The sequence below is a fragment of the Zobellia sp. 1_MG-2023 genome (assembly GCF_030549125.1).
In the GTDB taxonomy this organism is placed as follows: Bacteria; Bacteroidota; Bacteroidia; order Flavobacteriales; family Flavobacteriaceae; genus Zobellia; species Zobellia russellii.
Window position 1 is genome coordinate 68578 of the sequence record NZ_JAUOSY010000001.1, and the last position, 15764, is coordinate 84341.

A 15764-nucleotide genomic window follows, 5' to 3' on the forward strand; every position below is an offset into this window, starting at 1 on the left:
AGGACTGTTTAACGGGAGTCTATTTATTAAGTTTTTTAATGATGCGGGCCAGTTTCCTTGGCATTTCCATAGGAATTAAATGCCCTACCCTACTCAAAGCTACCGTAGAAGGATTACTAAGATTAGGCAACACTTCTTCATAAATGGCTTCTGTAGAAATCACGGGGTCGTCATTGGAGAAAATTACGTCTGTGGGAATATCAAGCCCTTTTATCCGGTCTGCAATATTATTTTTCATCCCCACGTTCAACCACCATTTCCAAGTAGATTCTTCAATCTGCAATTGGGAATTGACCGCATACAACAATCTCTTTTTACCCATTTTCTTTTGGGTAGCCCCATGTACCGTGTTGGCCGCTTCGGCCCTGTCCGGATGGTTCAACATCCGTTTGCGCTCTTGGTCTTCCATGCGTTCTACAGTAGGTGGCGAAGGCGCAATCAACATTAGTTTCTGAGGTAAGTTCGTATTTTTTATCTGTGCGGCATAGAGTATCAATTTGGCGCCCATAGAATGACCGCAAAGAATATAATCCTTTAGTTTTAACTCATCAATAATCACGTTTATATATTGCGCCATACCATAAATGGAAGGTTCCGCAAGCGGCCTTGTCCCTCCAAAACCCGGCAGATTGAGCATGATACAGGTATACTTTTTCCGCAACCTTTTGGCCAACCATTTCCAACTTCCGGCATCACCTCCAAAATAATGCACAAAGACAATGGTTTTCTTTCCATGGCCTATTTTTTCATACCGCAATCCTGTATATTCTTTCATCTTTCTAATTCGTTCAGGCTCTCTTTATTAATCCTGATATTTTTTAATCTCTTTCTATGTTTTTTAAGCAAAACCTGAAGTTTAGAAGGCAATAGTGGGTCCGCAATCATATAGTTCGCTTCTTCCAACACCTTATCATCCTCTTCTATAAGCATAGTTTGAAAAGTTCCCAAATCCCCACAGGACTGCAAAGTATTGTTTCCATACCAAGTAGATAATGCGGTACAGCGTGAAGAAGGTACAAAAGGCACGATCAAATCCGGATTCATAAAGAAATTCACCAATTGTGCTTGTACCAATTGCATTTCTTCAATTCGGGATGCGACCAAGGAGCCTCCAAAAGTTAATTCGGACCGCTCTTTTAGAAGTGTTAGATTGGGAATTGCTCCACAGATTTTGTTAAAGTAGATTTTTACTTTCCGATAAATTTTATAATTCAACTCCATAATCCTATTCATTTAAGTTCGTAGATTGTTTTTAAAAGGAGAAGGGCCTCCTCTCTTAAATTTACGAAATACTTTTTATCTCTCCGAATAGGACTTGCATTAAGGTCAACCTATTATTGTTTAAAGACCACTCAACCCATCACTTGGAGACAGCATCGGGAAATGAATTACTCACCCCCCCTAGCTGGGTAATCGTTCTTTTCTATATAGTCTATGGCATTTAGAATATCTTTCCAGTTGGGGCGTGCAAAAGGCATAGTCTGAATAGCACTTGCATACAAGGTATTATCCGGTCTTACCAGAAAAACTCCGGGTTCCGAAAACGTATCCGGTTCGGAATCTTTAATTCCCTCTGAAACGAACAACCCCCAATTTCTAGCCTCTTCAATAGATAATCCGTAGGCAATGGGCAGTTCGGGAACGTCCCATTCCTCGCCAGCTTTCTTGGCCCGCTCTTCCGTATCACTGCTAATGGCCACCACATGGGCGCCCCTATCCGTAAAGTCCTTCAACTTTTTGGCAAGATCTTCTAAATAATTTTTGCAAATAGGACAATGCAACCCCCTGTAAAAAACAAGAACAGTAAAGGTCTCGCTATTCTGCGTGGCTAAATTCCATCGGGTATCGTTAATTAGTGGAAGCTCTAATTTAGGTACTTCTGTTTTTGGCTTTATCATCTTTTATGTATTTTAAATTTCTGTATCTCTCATAACTAGGGTACCCCCTTATCGTTCTCACAAATTAACAGGAACCCCAATTTGCAAATAGCCTTAATAACAAAAAATAATGCCGTAAAACATTATCCAATTCGCTTATTACAAAGGCCTTCCCTTTTAATTGCATTGAGCTATCAATTTTATGTATAGGACTATTCTGGCAGGACAAGACCTGGTAATTTTATGGTCTAATTACTACAGTTATGCAAAAACCCAATAAAAGACTTGAAAACCAAACCTGTATCGTAACCGGCTCCAGTGGCGGTATCGGTAAAGCCGTGGCACTGGCAATGGGTGCAGAAGGCGCCAACGTGGTCGTGAATTATAGAAGCTCAAAAGAAGCTGCAGAAGAAGTTGCCAACGAAATCAGCAAGAACAAACTTAGTGGCGAAGCCATTGTTGTAAAATGCGATGTAAGCAAAGAGCAAGACGTAAAAGCTATGTTCAAGACTACTATTGAGCATTTTGGTACTGTAGATGTATGCGTGGCCAATGCCGGTATGCAAATAGACTATCCATTACACGAAATGCCGTTGGAGGCCTGGCAAAAAGTGATAGATGTAAATCTAACAGGGCAGTTTTTATGCGCCAAAGAGGCCATAAACGAATTTTTACGCCGGGGTATGCGCAAGGACATTTCCAATTCTTTGGGAAAAATCATTCATATGAGTTCGGTTCATGAAGTTATCCCTTGGGCCGGCCATGCCAATTATGCGGCATCTAAAGGCGGACTTTTGATGTTGATGGAAAGTATTTGCCAGGCGTACGCTCCCCATAAAATACGATGTAACAGTATAGCACCGGGAGCAATAAAAACAGATATCAATAAAGACGTTTGGAGCACCAAGGAAGGACGAGAGAATATGCTAAAACTCATCCCTTACAAACAGATTGGTGTACCCGAAGATATAGGGAGTGTAGCCAGTTGGTTGGCTTCGGACGAATCTGAATACATAAACGGAACCACCATTTTTGTTGATGGTGGAATGACATGCTACCCAGGTTTTACTACAAACGGATAGCATACAACTATATATAATCATTATTTAAAAGAAACAGTATGGATTTAAACATAAAAGGAAAAACGGCCTTGATAACAGGAGGCGACTCAGGATTAGGAATTGAAACCGCTAAATTTTTAGCTCGGGAAGGGGTCAACATTGTACTTTCGGACAAGGACAATGGCAACGAATTAAAAGATGCGGTCAAACAAGTTGAAAAAGACGCCCAGGATGGTGCTAAAGTCATGGGCATTGCTGCGGATATATCCAAAAATCAAGAGGTATTGGATTTGGCCGATAAAATTGAAACCGAATTTGGTGGTGCACACATCATTTTTCATTCGGCGGGTGCACGGGGCGCAGCTGGAGATTTCTTGAAATTAACGGATGAAGATTGGATGAATACCATTCAAGTAGACTTGATGGGTGCCGTTCGTGTGGCACGAGCTTTTGTTCCACAAATGCAAAAACTAAAATGGGGACGCATGGTTATGGTAGCCAGTGAAAATGCGTTTCAGCCATACGTAGATGAGAGTCCGTATAATGCCTGTAAGGCCGCAATTATAAATCTCTCCAAATGTTTATCTCGATCCTATTCCAAAGAGAACATTCTTTTCAACTGCATTTCTCCGGCCTATATTGAAACGCCCATGACGGATGCCATGATGGAGGAACTGGCCAAGGAAAAAGATATCTCGGTGAAGGAAGCCGTAGAATGGTTCGTAAAGAACAAAAGACCGCACATTGCAATGGAACGTAGAGGAAAACCGGAAGAAGTGGCCGCGGTAGTAGCCTTTTTGTGCTCTGAACATGCCAGTTATGTAAACGGAACCAACGTACGCATAGATGGTGGTGCCGTAGAATCGGCTTTTGGTTGATTAATACCGAATAAAAAATTAAACTTTAATCCAAAACAATTATCATGGAACGAGAACGCACTTCATGGGAAAATGCCTTGAGCGAATTGGTAGCCGAAACACATGCCTGCCAGCGCATGTATGGTACATTAGTACAATCAGATCGGTATCCTACATGGCTCTCCTATTTTAAGAAACGCCATTTTGAAGAAGTAGATTTCGAGAAAATCCTAACGGATGAGTATTATGCGGTAACCGAAAGGAAAATTGCCCGTATGGCCCATATAGAACATCCTATTTTTGAATCGTTGGAAAATCAGTTATTGGAAAAGAACCTATCGGATAAGGAGATTAATCTATTGATTACTTCCAAGGAAGAGGCGCTAATATTAAAATATCAAAATCTATTGGCGTTTGGTAGCTTACCAAAAACTACAAGTGCACTGCTCCAATCCCAGGCCGAAGATTTAAACAGCACTTTGCAAAATTTGCGAATGGATTACAATACCAAATATAAATCGGGACCTATAAAATCCCAATAATAAAGAATTATGAAGAATATTCTAAAAGCGATATTGGCCGGTTGGGGAGCCAAAAAAATAGGAGGCGGCAAATGCGGTTGCATTGGTAGCATTGTAGTTTTTATTATCCTTTATTGGATTTTAGGCTATGTAATCAACTAAGTAAATTAAATGAGTCAATTTCGGTATCTATTGAATCAATAGCACTTGGGAATGTAATGCATCTTTGTAACTCATAAGTAGGTTGAATAACCGTTTCAATATTGAAATGGGTATTATATAACTCGGAAGGGAGCGTTGGGGAACGCTCCCTTTTTTATGTCCGATATCCAACCTTTTAGATGGAATTACCTATTAATTTTTTGAATCAAAATTTCAATTTTTAGCATCAAAAAGCGAAATAAAACTCATGCACCTTTGTAACTCATAAGTAGGTTGATAAACTATTTCAATATTGAAATAGAATTTAAAACTTGAAAAGGGAGTGTTGGGGAACACTCCCTTTTTTTTGTTTATCCATTCAGAATTTTCAATCAACATATACTCCTCTATGCTACCTTTTTTAAATTCCCCATTGTTGCGCTATTTTTTCATAGAATCATCAAAAAATTATCTTACAAATCTGCACATTCACAATAAACCTTTGTACCCACACCTAACCACGTATTTCAAGCATCCAAAAATGCGATGAACGCACACTAAACGCCTAGTTCGGGATTTAATTAATTTTATAGGAAAAACCGGAAACTTCAGAATACTCCGTAAGTACTACAAACATTACAACCAACTGCGATTTAGCGAATTAAAATCGATTTTAAGAGTATGGGATAATGATTAAATAACACTTTTAATTTTGGCTGTACTACCCGAAATCCTATATTTGCGCCTGCAATTTTAACCTCCCCCAAAATTAAAAAAACGCCCTACAGCGCTAGATGTAAAACATTATTAAACTTGTAAATCTACTGTTATTATGTTATTGCCATTTAGTCAACTTTTACCAACAACTTTTTTTGGAAATGCCGGATGTTTTTTACAATCAACGGCTTTAAATCCTAGGGCCAGTTTCACTACCCATAATATACAGCAATAGAGGTGATGAAAAGCTTTAAAAATTCGGACTGGGTTATCCCAATTTCCATATTGGTTCACTTGTGTATCATTAATGGTTTACTGTTCTGCTTAACACCGGAAACCTACACTAATGTATATTATATTTTTCATTACAATGTGTCTTGGCTGCTTATCACCTATGGTCTAAGCTACTACACTAGAAAAAGAAAGGAACGGTTTTTCACCAACATTCATAAAGTTGTTCAACTCTATTTAATTTATGGTCTTGCCTATTTTGCCCTTTTTGGAATAACAGGTAGAATTTATGAATCGCTGGAACAGCAATTGTTCATCTATTTGATTATATGCGCGGCATTAACGGCCTATCGTGTGGTTTTCTTCTGGCTACGTAGAAAATACCGCTTATGGGGCGGCAACTCCGTTAAAGTAGTAGTTCTAGGCCGTGACAAAAATTTAAAGAAAATACGCAAGGTATTTGATGAACCTGAGTTGGGCTACCGTTATATGGGATATTTTGATGATAAAAAATCCAATAGTCCCACATTTCTAGGCCCTGTTGAAGATTGCTTTCTTTATATTCTAGAGAATAATATAGATGAAATTTATTGCGTTGCCTCCAAGTTTAACAACAAAGAATTACGCAACCTGATAGACTTTGCGGACAACAACCTTATCCGCGTGAAAATTATACCGGATAACAAAGAAATCTATTCTAGAGGCATGTTTATTGAGCTCTATGAAACCGTGCCCGTACTCAACCTGAGAAGGGTGCCTTTGGATACGTTGTTTGCCCGCGTAGTAAAACGTACGTTTGACCTTCTCTTCTCTTCTTTGGTTATTGTTTTTATACTGTCATGGCTCGTACCCATTATGTTCATTCTTATAAAATTGGAATCACCGGGCAAACTATACTTTAAACAAAAAAGACATGGGCTTAAACGGCAGACCTTTTGGTGCTATAAGTTCAGGTCTATGCGCCCCTCCAAGGATGCGGACTCTAAAATGGCCACCAAAGGAGATATGCGCGTAACCCGTGTAGGCAGGTTTATCCGAAAAACCAGTATAGATGAATTGCCGCAATTCTTAAATGTGTTTTTAGGCGATATGAGTGTGGTAGGCCCAAGGCCCCATATGGAACTGCACACTTGGGACTATGAAGTGAATGTAGATAAATATCTGGTACGCCATTTTGTAAAACCGGGTATTACCGGACTTGCTCAAATAAAAGGCTACCGTGGGGAAATCGGAGAGAAAAAAGACATTCTAAACCGTACTAAACTAGACATTTTTTATGTAGAAAAATGGTCCTTATGGTTAGACGTTAGAATTATTTTCCAAACGGTTGTAAATGCCGTACGCGGGGAGGAAAACGCATATTAAAACCAACACCTAGCTTATAGTTCTTAGTTCTTAGTTCTTAGTTCTTAGAACAAAGTCCTTTCCCAGTTAATAAAGACCTATTGCTCATCTCTTACCTTATGGGATTCCGATTTACATCAGCACGTTGCTTATTTCCGTTCCCTAGGAAACTTCCCCTCCATATTTTTTGAATCGCACCTAAAATCGTACTTTTCATGAACATTAGGCTTATTCCTTTGACATGAAGCAAAAACTGTTCGACGATTTTGAAAAAGTATCCGCGAAAGCGTGGAAACAAAAGATACAATACGAACTTAAAGGTGCCGATTATAACCAAAACCTGGTTTGGGAATCTCCCGAGGGCATTAAGGTAAAACCCTTTTACCATGCAGATGACCTTCAAAACCCAATTGCCCACACCACAGAAAAACAAACCCCTTGGAAAATAACCCAATCCATAACGGTCAATGATAGTTCCAAGGCCAATAAAAATGCACTTAACGCTCTAAAAGGTGGTGCGGAAAGTATCCTTTTTACACTCCCTTCGCCCGCTATAGATTACAAAACACTTTTAGCTCAGCTCCCTACGGGTCAAAAGATTAATGTTCATTGCGAGTTTAAAAGCATCTCTACCGCAGATAGTATAAAACTAACAGAAAGCCAACCTGTGGAAGCAGCGGCCGTTTCGTTTCAAATTGACCCTATTGGGCAGTTGGCCCGTACCGGAAACTGGTTCACGAACATGGCCGAAGACCTGCAACTGACTCATAAGCTATTACAGGCATCCGCTTCAAAAGAACGCAAGAACAGTATTAGCATAGATGCGGCACTATACCAGAACGCCGGAGGCAATAGGGTTCAACAGCTGGCCTATGCCCTGGCCCACGCCAATGAATATCTTAACTGGTACGGTTCTACTATGGAAACCATTACGTTTAAAGTGGCCGTGGGCAGCAATTATTTTTTTGAGATTGCCAAAATCAGGGCCCTACGCCGACTTTGGAAACTACTAGCCACAGAATACGGGATTACTGCCAATTGCCAAATTGAGGCCGTACCCTCCAATAGGAACAAAACCCTTTATGACTACAATATGAATATGATCCGTACCACTACGGAATGTATGGCAGCTATTCTGGGCGGTGCCAATCGGGTGTGCAATCTTAATTACGACTTCATCTACCACAAGAACAATGCGTTTGCGGAACGTATTGCCAGGAACCAACTCCTTTTGCTCAAAAAAGAAAGTTACTTCAACACCTTGCAAAACCCCGCGGAAGGTGCCTATTATATTGAAAGTATTACGGACCAGCTGGCAGAAAAGTCGCTGCTACTCTTTAAGGATATTGAAGCAAACGGTGGATTTCTAAAACAATTAAAATACCATACCGTCCACAAAAAACTAAAGGAGAGTGCACAAAAGGAGCAAGAGCGCTTCAACACTTCCCAGGAGATACTGGTAGGCTCCAATGCCTATATAAACGGAAGCGAAAGGATGAAAGACCAACTTGAAGTCCATCCTTTTGGAAAACAACGTCCTGTAAAGACCCTAATAGAACCCATTTTGGAAAGACGTCTCTCAGAAGGATTGGAAAGAGAGCGATTACAAACCGAAGGCTGGCAAGCACGATAATCCGTTGGGTAGTATATAAGAGCGATACATGAGAAAAGACATACAACATATTTCCTATAAAAAGACGGCACCGGATACCACCGCAACCCAACAAGCGGATTTTGAGCATCTGGATTTTGCGGCCGGAATACCCCCATTTTTACGCGGACCCTACAGCACCATGTACGTACAACGCCCGTGGACCATTAGACAGTATGCGGGATTTTCCACCGCAGAGGAAAGCAATGCCTTTTACCGAAGAAACTTAAAAGGGGGGCAAAAAGGACTTTCCATTGCTTTTGACCTGGCAACACACCGCGGGTATGATAGTGACCATGAACGGGTAGTTGGCGATGTGGGCAAAGCAGGGGTCGCCATAGATACGGTAGAGGATATGAAAATTCTCTTTGATGAAATTCCTTTGGATAAAATGTCCGTTTCTATGACCATGAACGGGGCGGTACTGCCCATTATGGCCTTTTATATTGTTGCAGCGGAAGAACAGGGTGTTGCTCCAAAAGCTCTCACCGGCACCATTCAGAATGATATCCTTAAGGAGTTTATGGTACGGAACACCTATATCTATCCACCTGCGCCTTCCATGGCTATTATTTCGGATATTTTTAGGTACACCAGTAAACTCATGCCCAAATTCAACAGTATCAGCATATCCGGTTACCATTTGCACGAAGCAGGTGCTACGGCCGAACTGGAACTGGCATACACTTTGGCCGACGGACTGGAATACATTAGAACCGGATTAAAAGCGGGACTTGATATAGATAGCTTTGCTCCTAGACTATCATTCTTTTGGGGCATTGGTATGGACCACTTTACTGAAATTGCCAAATTGCGGGCGGGCAGGATGCTATGGGCCAAACTCGTAAAACAGTTCAACCCCAAGAACAGTAAATCCATGTCTTTGCGTACGCATTGTCAAACCAGTGGTTGGAGCCTTACCGCACAGGACCCTTTCAACAATGTGGCCCGTACCACCATAGAGGGCTTATCCGCAGTTTTGGGCGGAACACAGAGCCTGCACACCAACGCATTGGATGAGGCCATAGCCTTGCCTACGGATTTTTCGGCACGTATTGCACGAAACACCCAACTTTTTCTAAGGGACGAGACTAAAATCACCAAAACGGTAGACCCTTGGGCAGGCAGTTTTTATGTTGAAAAACGTACGGAAGACCTTACCCATAAAGCGTGGGAGCTGATTCAGGAAATTGAGGAAATGGGCGGGATGACCAAAGCCATTGAAGCCGGAATACCCAAGTTGCGCATAGAGGAAACCGCCGCAAAAAAACAGGCCCGTATAGACAGTGGCAAGGATATTATTGTGGGCGTAAACCAATACCAAACCAATGAAGATGACGGACTTCAGATATTGGAGGTGGATAATAATGCGGTACGAAAAAAACAATTGGAACGCCTAGAGCGCATCAAACAGCAGCGGGACGATGAAAAAGTATCCACGGCACTCCGCAAACTTACGGATGCCGCACACACCAAAATGTTAACCGAAGAAAATCATACTACGGACCCATCGCGGTCGGATGAAAATTTATTAGCTTTAGCTATAGAAGCCGCTAAGCACAGAGCTACTTTAGGAGAAATTAGCAGTGCACTAGAAACGGTATTTGGCAGATACAGAGCAACCATTCAATCTATTTCAGGGGTGTACTCAAAAGAAATACAGGAAGACGAGAGTTTTAAAAAGGCCTGCAGGCTTTCCGATCAGTTTGCGGAACAGGATGGGAGAAGACCCCGTATCCTCATTGCCAAAATGGGACAGGACGGGCACGATCGTGGCGCCAAGGTTATTGCCACGGGCTATGCTGATCTGGGTTTTGATGTAGACATAGGCCCACTTTTCCAGACACCTGCGGAAGTAGCCAAACAAGCGGTTGAGAACGATGTTCATATTCTGGGCATCTCTTCTTTGGCCGGCGGTCATAAGACCTTGGTTCCCGAAGTTATTGCCGAGCTCAAAAACTACGGCCGTGATGATATTATGGTGGTCGTGGGCGGTGTCATCCCCAAACAGGACTACCCCTATTTATTCGATAAAGGAGCCATTGCGGTTTTCGGTCCGGGAACTAAAATTGCCGAAGCTGCCATACTCATTCTAGACATCTTATTGGACAATTCATAAAAACCACCTTTATTTTTAACAAAACACGGTCAAATACATACTCCTAATAGTATTTTGATAATCAGCCATGTATAAAAAATCTAACAATTTCACTTGAAATTCGTAGTAAAAATACTACATTTTAACAACCCGTTAACACCATTTTGCCCATAAATTGAACTATATTTAAGATTACTACCAAACCACTAACACCACTTTTTTCTTGAGAACACTACATTTAAAATACCGGAATACACATTAGATTATGGGAAAAAAATTGATATCCATATCCAGCGTGCTATTTTTAATTACTTGCGTAATTATATGGAACCTCTCCGTACAGCGCATTAAGCTTTTTCATAAGAATATTACCCTAGTTGAAGAAATTAAGGCAAAAAACAAGCTTAAAGATGCAGAATCTCGCCTCTTTGAACTCTATAGCATCAGCAAGAAAAACGTCATTTTCTTGAGAGACCTTATAGAAACGGACCTTAAAGCGAACGCTCCATTAGAGGTTCCCCAAAAGAAGCTAAGCCAATTTCTAAAAATAGACCCAAACTACTTTCAGGCGCGCTTTATAGATTTGGAAGGCATGGAAGTCATACGGGTAGAGCATAAAGATTCGGTTATGGCCTCTACTTCGCAATTTAAAGGTAAGCGGGACTATTTTAAAAAAACCATGGAGCTGAACAAAGGAGAGTTTTACATCTCCAACATGGACCTCAACATAGAAAATGGCAAGGTTGAGGTTCCACATAGACCCACAGTGCGCTTTTTTACCCCTATCTACACAAACAACGTGCTTAGTGGCATTGTAGGGCTTAACCTGAATGCCAAAAATTGGCTGGACACTTTTAACGACCAAGAGATTACATTCTTGAATTCCAAAAATGAAGTTTTCCATAGTGCAGATGACGAAAAGCTATATGCACAATCTACCATAGACCTTGACAAAAAAGACCGTCATGGAAACGCTTTTTATTACCAAAGGAAAGTAAGTTTGGAAGGCAACCAGACTTGGACACTCTATACCAAACCGGATATTCTATCCATTCAGAACCAAATGGCAGAGTATAAGAAATCTACTTATATCACGGCGGCCATCCTCACCATTGGTATTGTCCTGTTCCTATGCATCATTTATATGCTCTACAAAAAGAACAGCTATATAGATACTCTAAACCAGACCATAAAAAATAGACTTAGCGAACGCGATACGCTTTTAAAAGAGATACACCATAGGGTAAAAAATAATCTACAGGTCATTACCAGTTTGCTCAGTTTGCAATCTAGTTTTATTAAGGACGATAAAATAAAAGGTTTGTTCAGGTACAGCCAGTATCGCATCAATTCCATGGCTATCATCCATGAGATGCTTTACCGCTCCAAAGACCTTAGTCGCATTAACTATGGGGATTATGTACACCAATTGGCCTCAAAACTTATAGCATCTATGCGAGGGTCCGAAAAAAAAATAGATATTAAAATTGAAGCGGAAGAATTGCACCTGAACCTGGACACCTCTGTACCGCTGGGCCTTATGATCAATGAAATCATTACCAATTCTTTAAAATACGGATTTAAGAACAAGGACGAAGGCCTTATTTCCATTAAGTTTGAAAAATTAAAATACCCCAATTTCCTGTTGCACATTGGCGATAATGGAACGGGCTTTTCGGATGAAATTGATTTTAGGAATACCAAATCGCTAGGCCTGAAATTAATCCATATGCTCACCTTACAATTAAAAGGCACCGTAGAAAAAGACAACACAGAAAGTGGCACACACTATATAATAACCTTTCAAGAAATTGAACAGATATCCTAACACTATGAAACTAAAAGTCCTAATTGTAGAAGATAACCTGATCATACAAATGTTTATTGAGCATATCATTACCAATGTGGGCAGTACACACGTTAAAACTGCGGATAACGGCACCGATGCATTAGCTGTTGTGGACCATTATATGCCAGATGTAGTTCTGTTGGATATTGGCTTGGGCGGAAACCTCAACGGAATTGAAACGGCCACCATTCTTAAGGAGAAGTACAAAATTCCTTTTGTGTACATCACCGGAAACTCGGATTTTAGCACCTTGGAAAGCGCCAAAAAAACCGAACCGCTACACATTCTAAGGAAACCTATAGACGAGCATGAGCTCAACAAGGAATTTGAGATTATATGCCAGAAATTATTGGAATCCAAACTGGAAAACTCCCAATAAGTGGCTGAACACCCCTGACCATGACCGATTTTCTGAAACGGCAAACACTTTAAAAATTAGGCTACTACGGCATTCTACGTCATTTTTTTTCACCGAAGAACAATTATTGAACCCTTGAAGCTTATTTTTCTAGGAAAATAAACTATCTTTGCACCGCTTTTGAAATGGTCGCGTAGCTCAGCTGGATAGAGCATCTGCCTTCTAAGCAGACGGTCCCAGGTTCGAATCCTGGCGCGATCACTTTAAATTAGAAACCACGTCCTTAGGGCGTGGTTCTTTGTTTTATGGAAAGATGCAAGACCACCGGTCTTGTGATCTTGGAATAAAATGAAGAACTAGAGCGATAGCTCGTGGTTTACAATTTGCAACATTGAGCTCCCTAGGAACACCGAAAGGTAATCCTGGCGCAATCACTCTAAATTAAAAAGGCTTCCAATTTCTTGGAAGCCTTTTTTATGATCTTTTTCGTGTAAACGTAGATTTACATGTATACCTTCATTTGATTACTTTCTAGACGCCTTATTTGCTTTTTCAACAGTTACCCCTACATATAAAAAAAGCGCCCAAAAGGGCGCTTCGTTCGTTACGACATACACGTATTGTATGCGATTTTATCGTGCTATACTGGCTTGGTCTATTTTTTTGCTTTTTCGTTACCGTACATATAACCATACTTAGAACCGTAAGTGGCATCTGCAATCTTAACATCGTTCAACAGGAAGCTCATATTCTTTAATTTTCCTTCTGCTTTTGCTTCCAATGCAAATTCCAAAACTTTCTTTTCGGTTTGGCCGGCTCGTATAAGATAGAGTGTTAGATCGGCATATTTACTGATCAGGAACGTATCGGCAAGGATCATGGCAGGGGCAGTATCTACAATTACATAATCATAGGTACTTTTTAACTCTTCCAACATGGCTCCCATCTTATCTTTTCCTAATAACTGTATAGGATTAGGCGGTACAGGTCCGGAAGGCAACACCTTTAAGTTTTTGTTTAGGCTGGAATCTTCCAAATAACTGGACAGTTCTGTATTGGAACTTGCCAAATACGTACTTAATCCCTCCGTACTTATAGGTTTATTTTCATGTCTGTGTAGTTGCGGGTTCCTTAAATCACCTCCTACCATAACCACACTTTTCCCGGACTCCGCAAGTATCAAGGACAGGTTAATGACCGTAAAGGTTTTTCCCTCTCCCTGTGCAGAAGAGGTCACATAAATACAGGAACCTTTTCCAGATGTGCCCTTATCGGGCATTACATAATTAAGATTGGCCCGTAAAATACTGAAAGACTCGGATAGTACAGACCTTTCGTTTACTGAAACTACTGTAGAGTCTGCGGCCATTACATGAGGAATTTCGCCCACTACAGTAGTGCCTTTGGCAACATCTTTTAGTTCCTCCCTCGTATTTATTTTGTTGTTTAAAAACTTATTGGCGGTAATAATAAGGAAGGGAACGAACAGCCCACCCAACAAGCCTATACCTAAAACCATCTTTTTGTTTGGGGAAATAGGAGCGTTTAAACTATACGCCTTATCCACTATTTTTGCTTTGGGCGCCTTTGCCGCTAGTGACAGGGAGTTTTCTTCCCGTTTTTGCAACAAGAACAGATACAGTGCTTCTTTAATATTTTGTTGTCGCTCAATACCTCTAAACTCACGTTCTTGAGAAGGCACTTCGGAAATTTGGGAACCCAAAATACCGGCCTGGCGGCTTAGGTTATCTTTTGTGATCAAAAGGTTGGAGCGTCTTCTTCGCAAACTTTCACTAATGTTTTCCTTTATTTCTTGTAACTGATTCCCCAAATTTACCACCAAAGGGTTGGTTTCAGTAGCTCCCTTTAACAAACGGTTTCGTTCCAATACTAGTTGATTGTACTCATCTACCAACTGTACCATTCCAGACTCTGCCAAACCCATATTGGCCGGTAACAAATTTAACTTACTGGAACTTACATGCTCAATCATGGCATTGGTCATTTCCAGTTCCGTTAACACCTCTTGTTGCTTGTTATTATAATCACTCACGTTTTGAATGATGATGGAAGATTCCGCTTCAATATTCGTAAGCATATTAGCGGTCTTAAACTTCTCTTTTCCCGTTTCTACGGAATCCAATTCCGAATTGATAATACTCAAGCGTTCATCAATAAAGAATGCCGTATTTCTCGCAATCAGATTTTTATCTTCAATGGCCTCTTGGTTGTATTCAAAAATCAATTGATCCAAGATATCCTCTGATTTTTGCCGAACGTTGCCTTCTATGTTCAATTCAATTAAAGTTGAGTTGTCATCCATTAAGGCTACCCCTAATTGCTCCCTTAATGATGTAGCTACTTGATCTACTGAATAGAAACGTACCTCCACATTCATATCCAGGTCCAAATCCTCCGTAGCCAAGGTATCCAATACCACATTGGGTTCTACAACAAAATCAGCAAAGCCCATTTCAATAATATCGCCCAATTTGTGGTTTGCCTTGTAATCACTCTCCGCTTGTTCTATGGTTACCGTATTTTCATCTACCTTTTGTATCTCCAACACGTTTTGTTCCGCCAGTATGGTTTTTTGCAACGCCACCTCATCCAAACGTACCAAACGCAATCTGTACGGGGCATCTGTATAGAGTTCTTTTGCCCCAAAACCTTTGGGCTCAAAATAGCCAATATTCAGGTCCAACGCCTTTACCGCATTGGTCATTAAACGTTTTGACCGGATAAGGCCCAACTCATTTTCAATACTGCTGGTACCCAGCCCTCCTAACATGCCCAAGTCTACAAAACCACCTGCATCACCACCGGGAGATTTGGTCTCTTCGTCTTCCAAAATAACCGAAGCTACCGCTTTGTATACGGGCTGCTTAAGTTTTAAATACCCCACAGCCAATACCAAGGCCAACACGACACTCAATACAAACCACTTCCAAAAACGCAGATACTCTTCTATGATTTCCCTAATCTCGAAAGGCTTTTTTTCTGAAACAAAACTTTCTTTATCGTCATTATGACTCATATAACTTTCTTTTATAACTAAA

Annotated in this window: 13 protein-coding genes and 1 tRNA gene; 10 read left to right on the top strand and 4 right to left on the bottom strand. The window is 40.7% G+C overall.

All coding sequences use genetic code 11. The features are described from left to right. Positions 1-19: 19 nt before the first annotated feature. From Q4597_RS00260 to Q4597_RS00270, 3 genes are all read right to left on the bottom strand, one after another. Positions 20-775 carry an alpha/beta fold hydrolase gene (locus Q4597_RS00260; RefSeq protein WP_303404319.1) on the bottom strand — a complete coding sequence of 252 codons (756 nt, stop codon included), beginning with the start codon at positions 773-775 and terminating at the stop codon, positions 20-22. Next, positions 772-1221, bottom strand: coding sequence for a hypothetical protein (locus Q4597_RS00265; RefSeq protein ID WP_303404320.1), 450 nt, complete (start codon positions 1219-1221; stop codon positions 772-774). The genes Q4597_RS00260 and Q4597_RS00265 overlap by 4 nt, the downstream gene beginning before the upstream one ends. A 167-nt stretch (positions 1222-1388) precedes the next feature. Then, positions 1389-1898 carry a peroxiredoxin-like family protein gene (locus Q4597_RS00270; RefSeq protein ID WP_303404321.1) on the bottom strand — a complete coding sequence of 170 codons (510 nt, stop codon included), beginning with the start codon at positions 1896-1898 and terminating at the stop codon, positions 1389-1391. Between the two features lie 242 nt (positions 1899-2140). Between Q4597_RS00270 and Q4597_RS00275 the strand changes: the two genes are divergently transcribed. The 10 genes from Q4597_RS00275 to Q4597_RS00320 all read left to right on the top strand — a co-directional run bounded on the left by Q4597_RS00275 (position 2141) and on the right by Q4597_RS00320 (position 12966). Next, a complete protein-coding gene (locus Q4597_RS00275; protein ID WP_303404322.1) occupies positions 2141-2959 on the top strand; it encodes an SDR family oxidoreductase in 819 nt (272 codons plus the stop codon). Between the two features lie 38 nt (positions 2960-2997). Further along, positions 2998-3816: an SDR family NAD(P)-dependent oxidoreductase gene (locus Q4597_RS00280; RefSeq protein ID WP_303404323.1), complete on the top strand. Its 819-nt coding sequence runs from the start codon at positions 2998-3000 to the stop codon at positions 3814-3816. Between the two features lie 44 nt (positions 3817-3860). Continuing rightward, the gene (locus Q4597_RS00285) at positions 3861-4337 is read left to right on the top strand and encodes a hypothetical protein (protein WP_303404324.1); all 477 of its coding nucleotides are present in this window, start codon (positions 3861-3863) and stop codon (positions 4335-4337) included. 9 nt (positions 4338-4346) lie between these two features. Continuing rightward, positions 4347-4478 carry a hypothetical protein gene (locus Q4597_RS00290; RefSeq protein WP_256439093.1) on the top strand — a complete coding sequence of 44 codons (132 nt, stop codon included), beginning with the start codon at positions 4347-4349 and terminating at the stop codon, positions 4476-4478. Between the two features lie 936 nt (positions 4479-5414). After that, a complete protein-coding gene (locus Q4597_RS00295) occupies positions 5415-6770 on the top strand; it encodes an exopolysaccharide biosynthesis polyprenyl glycosylphosphotransferase (protein WP_303404325.1) in 1356 nt (451 codons plus the stop codon). Positions 6771-6990: 220 nt separating this feature from the next. Then, positions 6991-8382, top strand: a complete 1392-nt coding sequence (locus Q4597_RS00300; protein ID WP_303404326.1) for a methylmalonyl-CoA mutase subunit beta — start codon at positions 6991-6993, stop codon at positions 8380-8382. A 28-nt stretch (positions 8383-8410) separates the two neighbouring features. Continuing rightward, complete coding sequence (gene scpA / locus Q4597_RS00305) at positions 8411-10519, top strand: methylmalonyl-CoA mutase (protein ID WP_303404327.1); 2109 nt, start codon at positions 8411-8413, stop codon at positions 10517-10519. Positions 10520-10763: 244 nt separating this feature from the next. Continuing rightward, positions 10764-12326, top strand: a complete 1563-nt coding sequence (locus Q4597_RS00310; RefSeq protein ID WP_303404328.1) for a sensor histidine kinase — start codon at positions 10764-10766, stop codon at positions 12324-12326. A 4-nt stretch (positions 12327-12330) separates the two neighbouring features. Next, positions 12331-12726, top strand: a complete 396-nt coding sequence (locus Q4597_RS00315; protein ID WP_303404329.1) for a response regulator — start codon at positions 12331-12333, stop codon at positions 12724-12726. A gap of 166 nt (positions 12727-12892) precedes the next feature. Beyond that, positions 12893-12966, top strand: a tRNA-Arg gene (locus Q4597_RS00320). 394 nt (positions 12967-13360) lie between these two features. Here Q4597_RS00320 and Q4597_RS00325 read toward each other — a convergent pair. Beyond that, positions 13361-15742 (bottom strand): GumC family protein, encoded by a 2382-nt coding sequence (locus Q4597_RS00325; RefSeq protein ID WP_303404330.1) that lies wholly within the window; start codon positions 15740-15742, stop codon positions 13361-13363. Positions 15743-15764: the final 22 nt, after the last annotated feature.

Coding starts and splice junctions, on each gene's coding strand:
- Q4597_RS00295 (WP_303404325.1), top strand. CDS start 5,415: ATGAAAAGCTTTAAAAATTCGGACTGGGTTATCCCAATTTCCATATTG.
- Q4597_RS00270 (WP_303404321.1), bottom strand. CDS start 1,898: ATGATAAAGCCAAAAACAGAAGTACCTAAATTAGAGCTTCCACTAATT.
- Q4597_RS00300 (WP_303404326.1), top strand. CDS start 6,991: ATGAAGCAAAAACTGTTCGACGATTTTGAAAAAGTATCCGCGAAAGCG.
- Q4597_RS00265 (WP_303404320.1), bottom strand. CDS start 1,221: ATGGAGTTGAATTATAAAATTTATCGGAAAGTAAAAATCTACTTTAAC.
- Q4597_RS00315 (WP_303404329.1), top strand. CDS start 12,331: ATGAAACTAAAAGTCCTAATTGTAGAAGATAACCTGATCATACAAATG.
- Q4597_RS00260 (WP_303404319.1), bottom strand. CDS start 775: ATGAAAGAATATACAGGATTGCGGTATGAAAAAATAGGCCATGGAAAG.
- scpA (WP_303404327.1), top strand. CDS start 8,411: ATGAGAAAAGACATACAACATATTTCCTATAAAAAGACGGCACCGGAT.
- Q4597_RS00275 (WP_303404322.1), top strand. CDS start 2,141: ATGCAAAAACCCAATAAAAGACTTGAAAACCAAACCTGTATCGTAACC.
- Q4597_RS00290 (WP_256439093.1), top strand. CDS start 4,347: ATGAAGAATATTCTAAAAGCGATATTGGCCGGTTGGGGAGCCAAAAAA.
- Q4597_RS00285 (WP_303404324.1), top strand. CDS start 3,861: ATGGAACGAGAACGCACTTCATGGGAAAATGCCTTGAGCGAATTGGTA.
- Q4597_RS00280 (WP_303404323.1), top strand. CDS start 2,998: ATGGATTTAAACATAAAAGGAAAAACGGCCTTGATAACAGGAGGCGAC.
- Q4597_RS00325 (WP_303404330.1), bottom strand. CDS start 15,742: ATGAGTCATAATGACGATAAAGAAAGTTTTGTTTCAGAAAAAAAGCCT.
- Q4597_RS00310 (WP_303404328.1), top strand. CDS start 10,764: ATGGGAAAAAAATTGATATCCATATCCAGCGTGCTATTTTTAATTACT.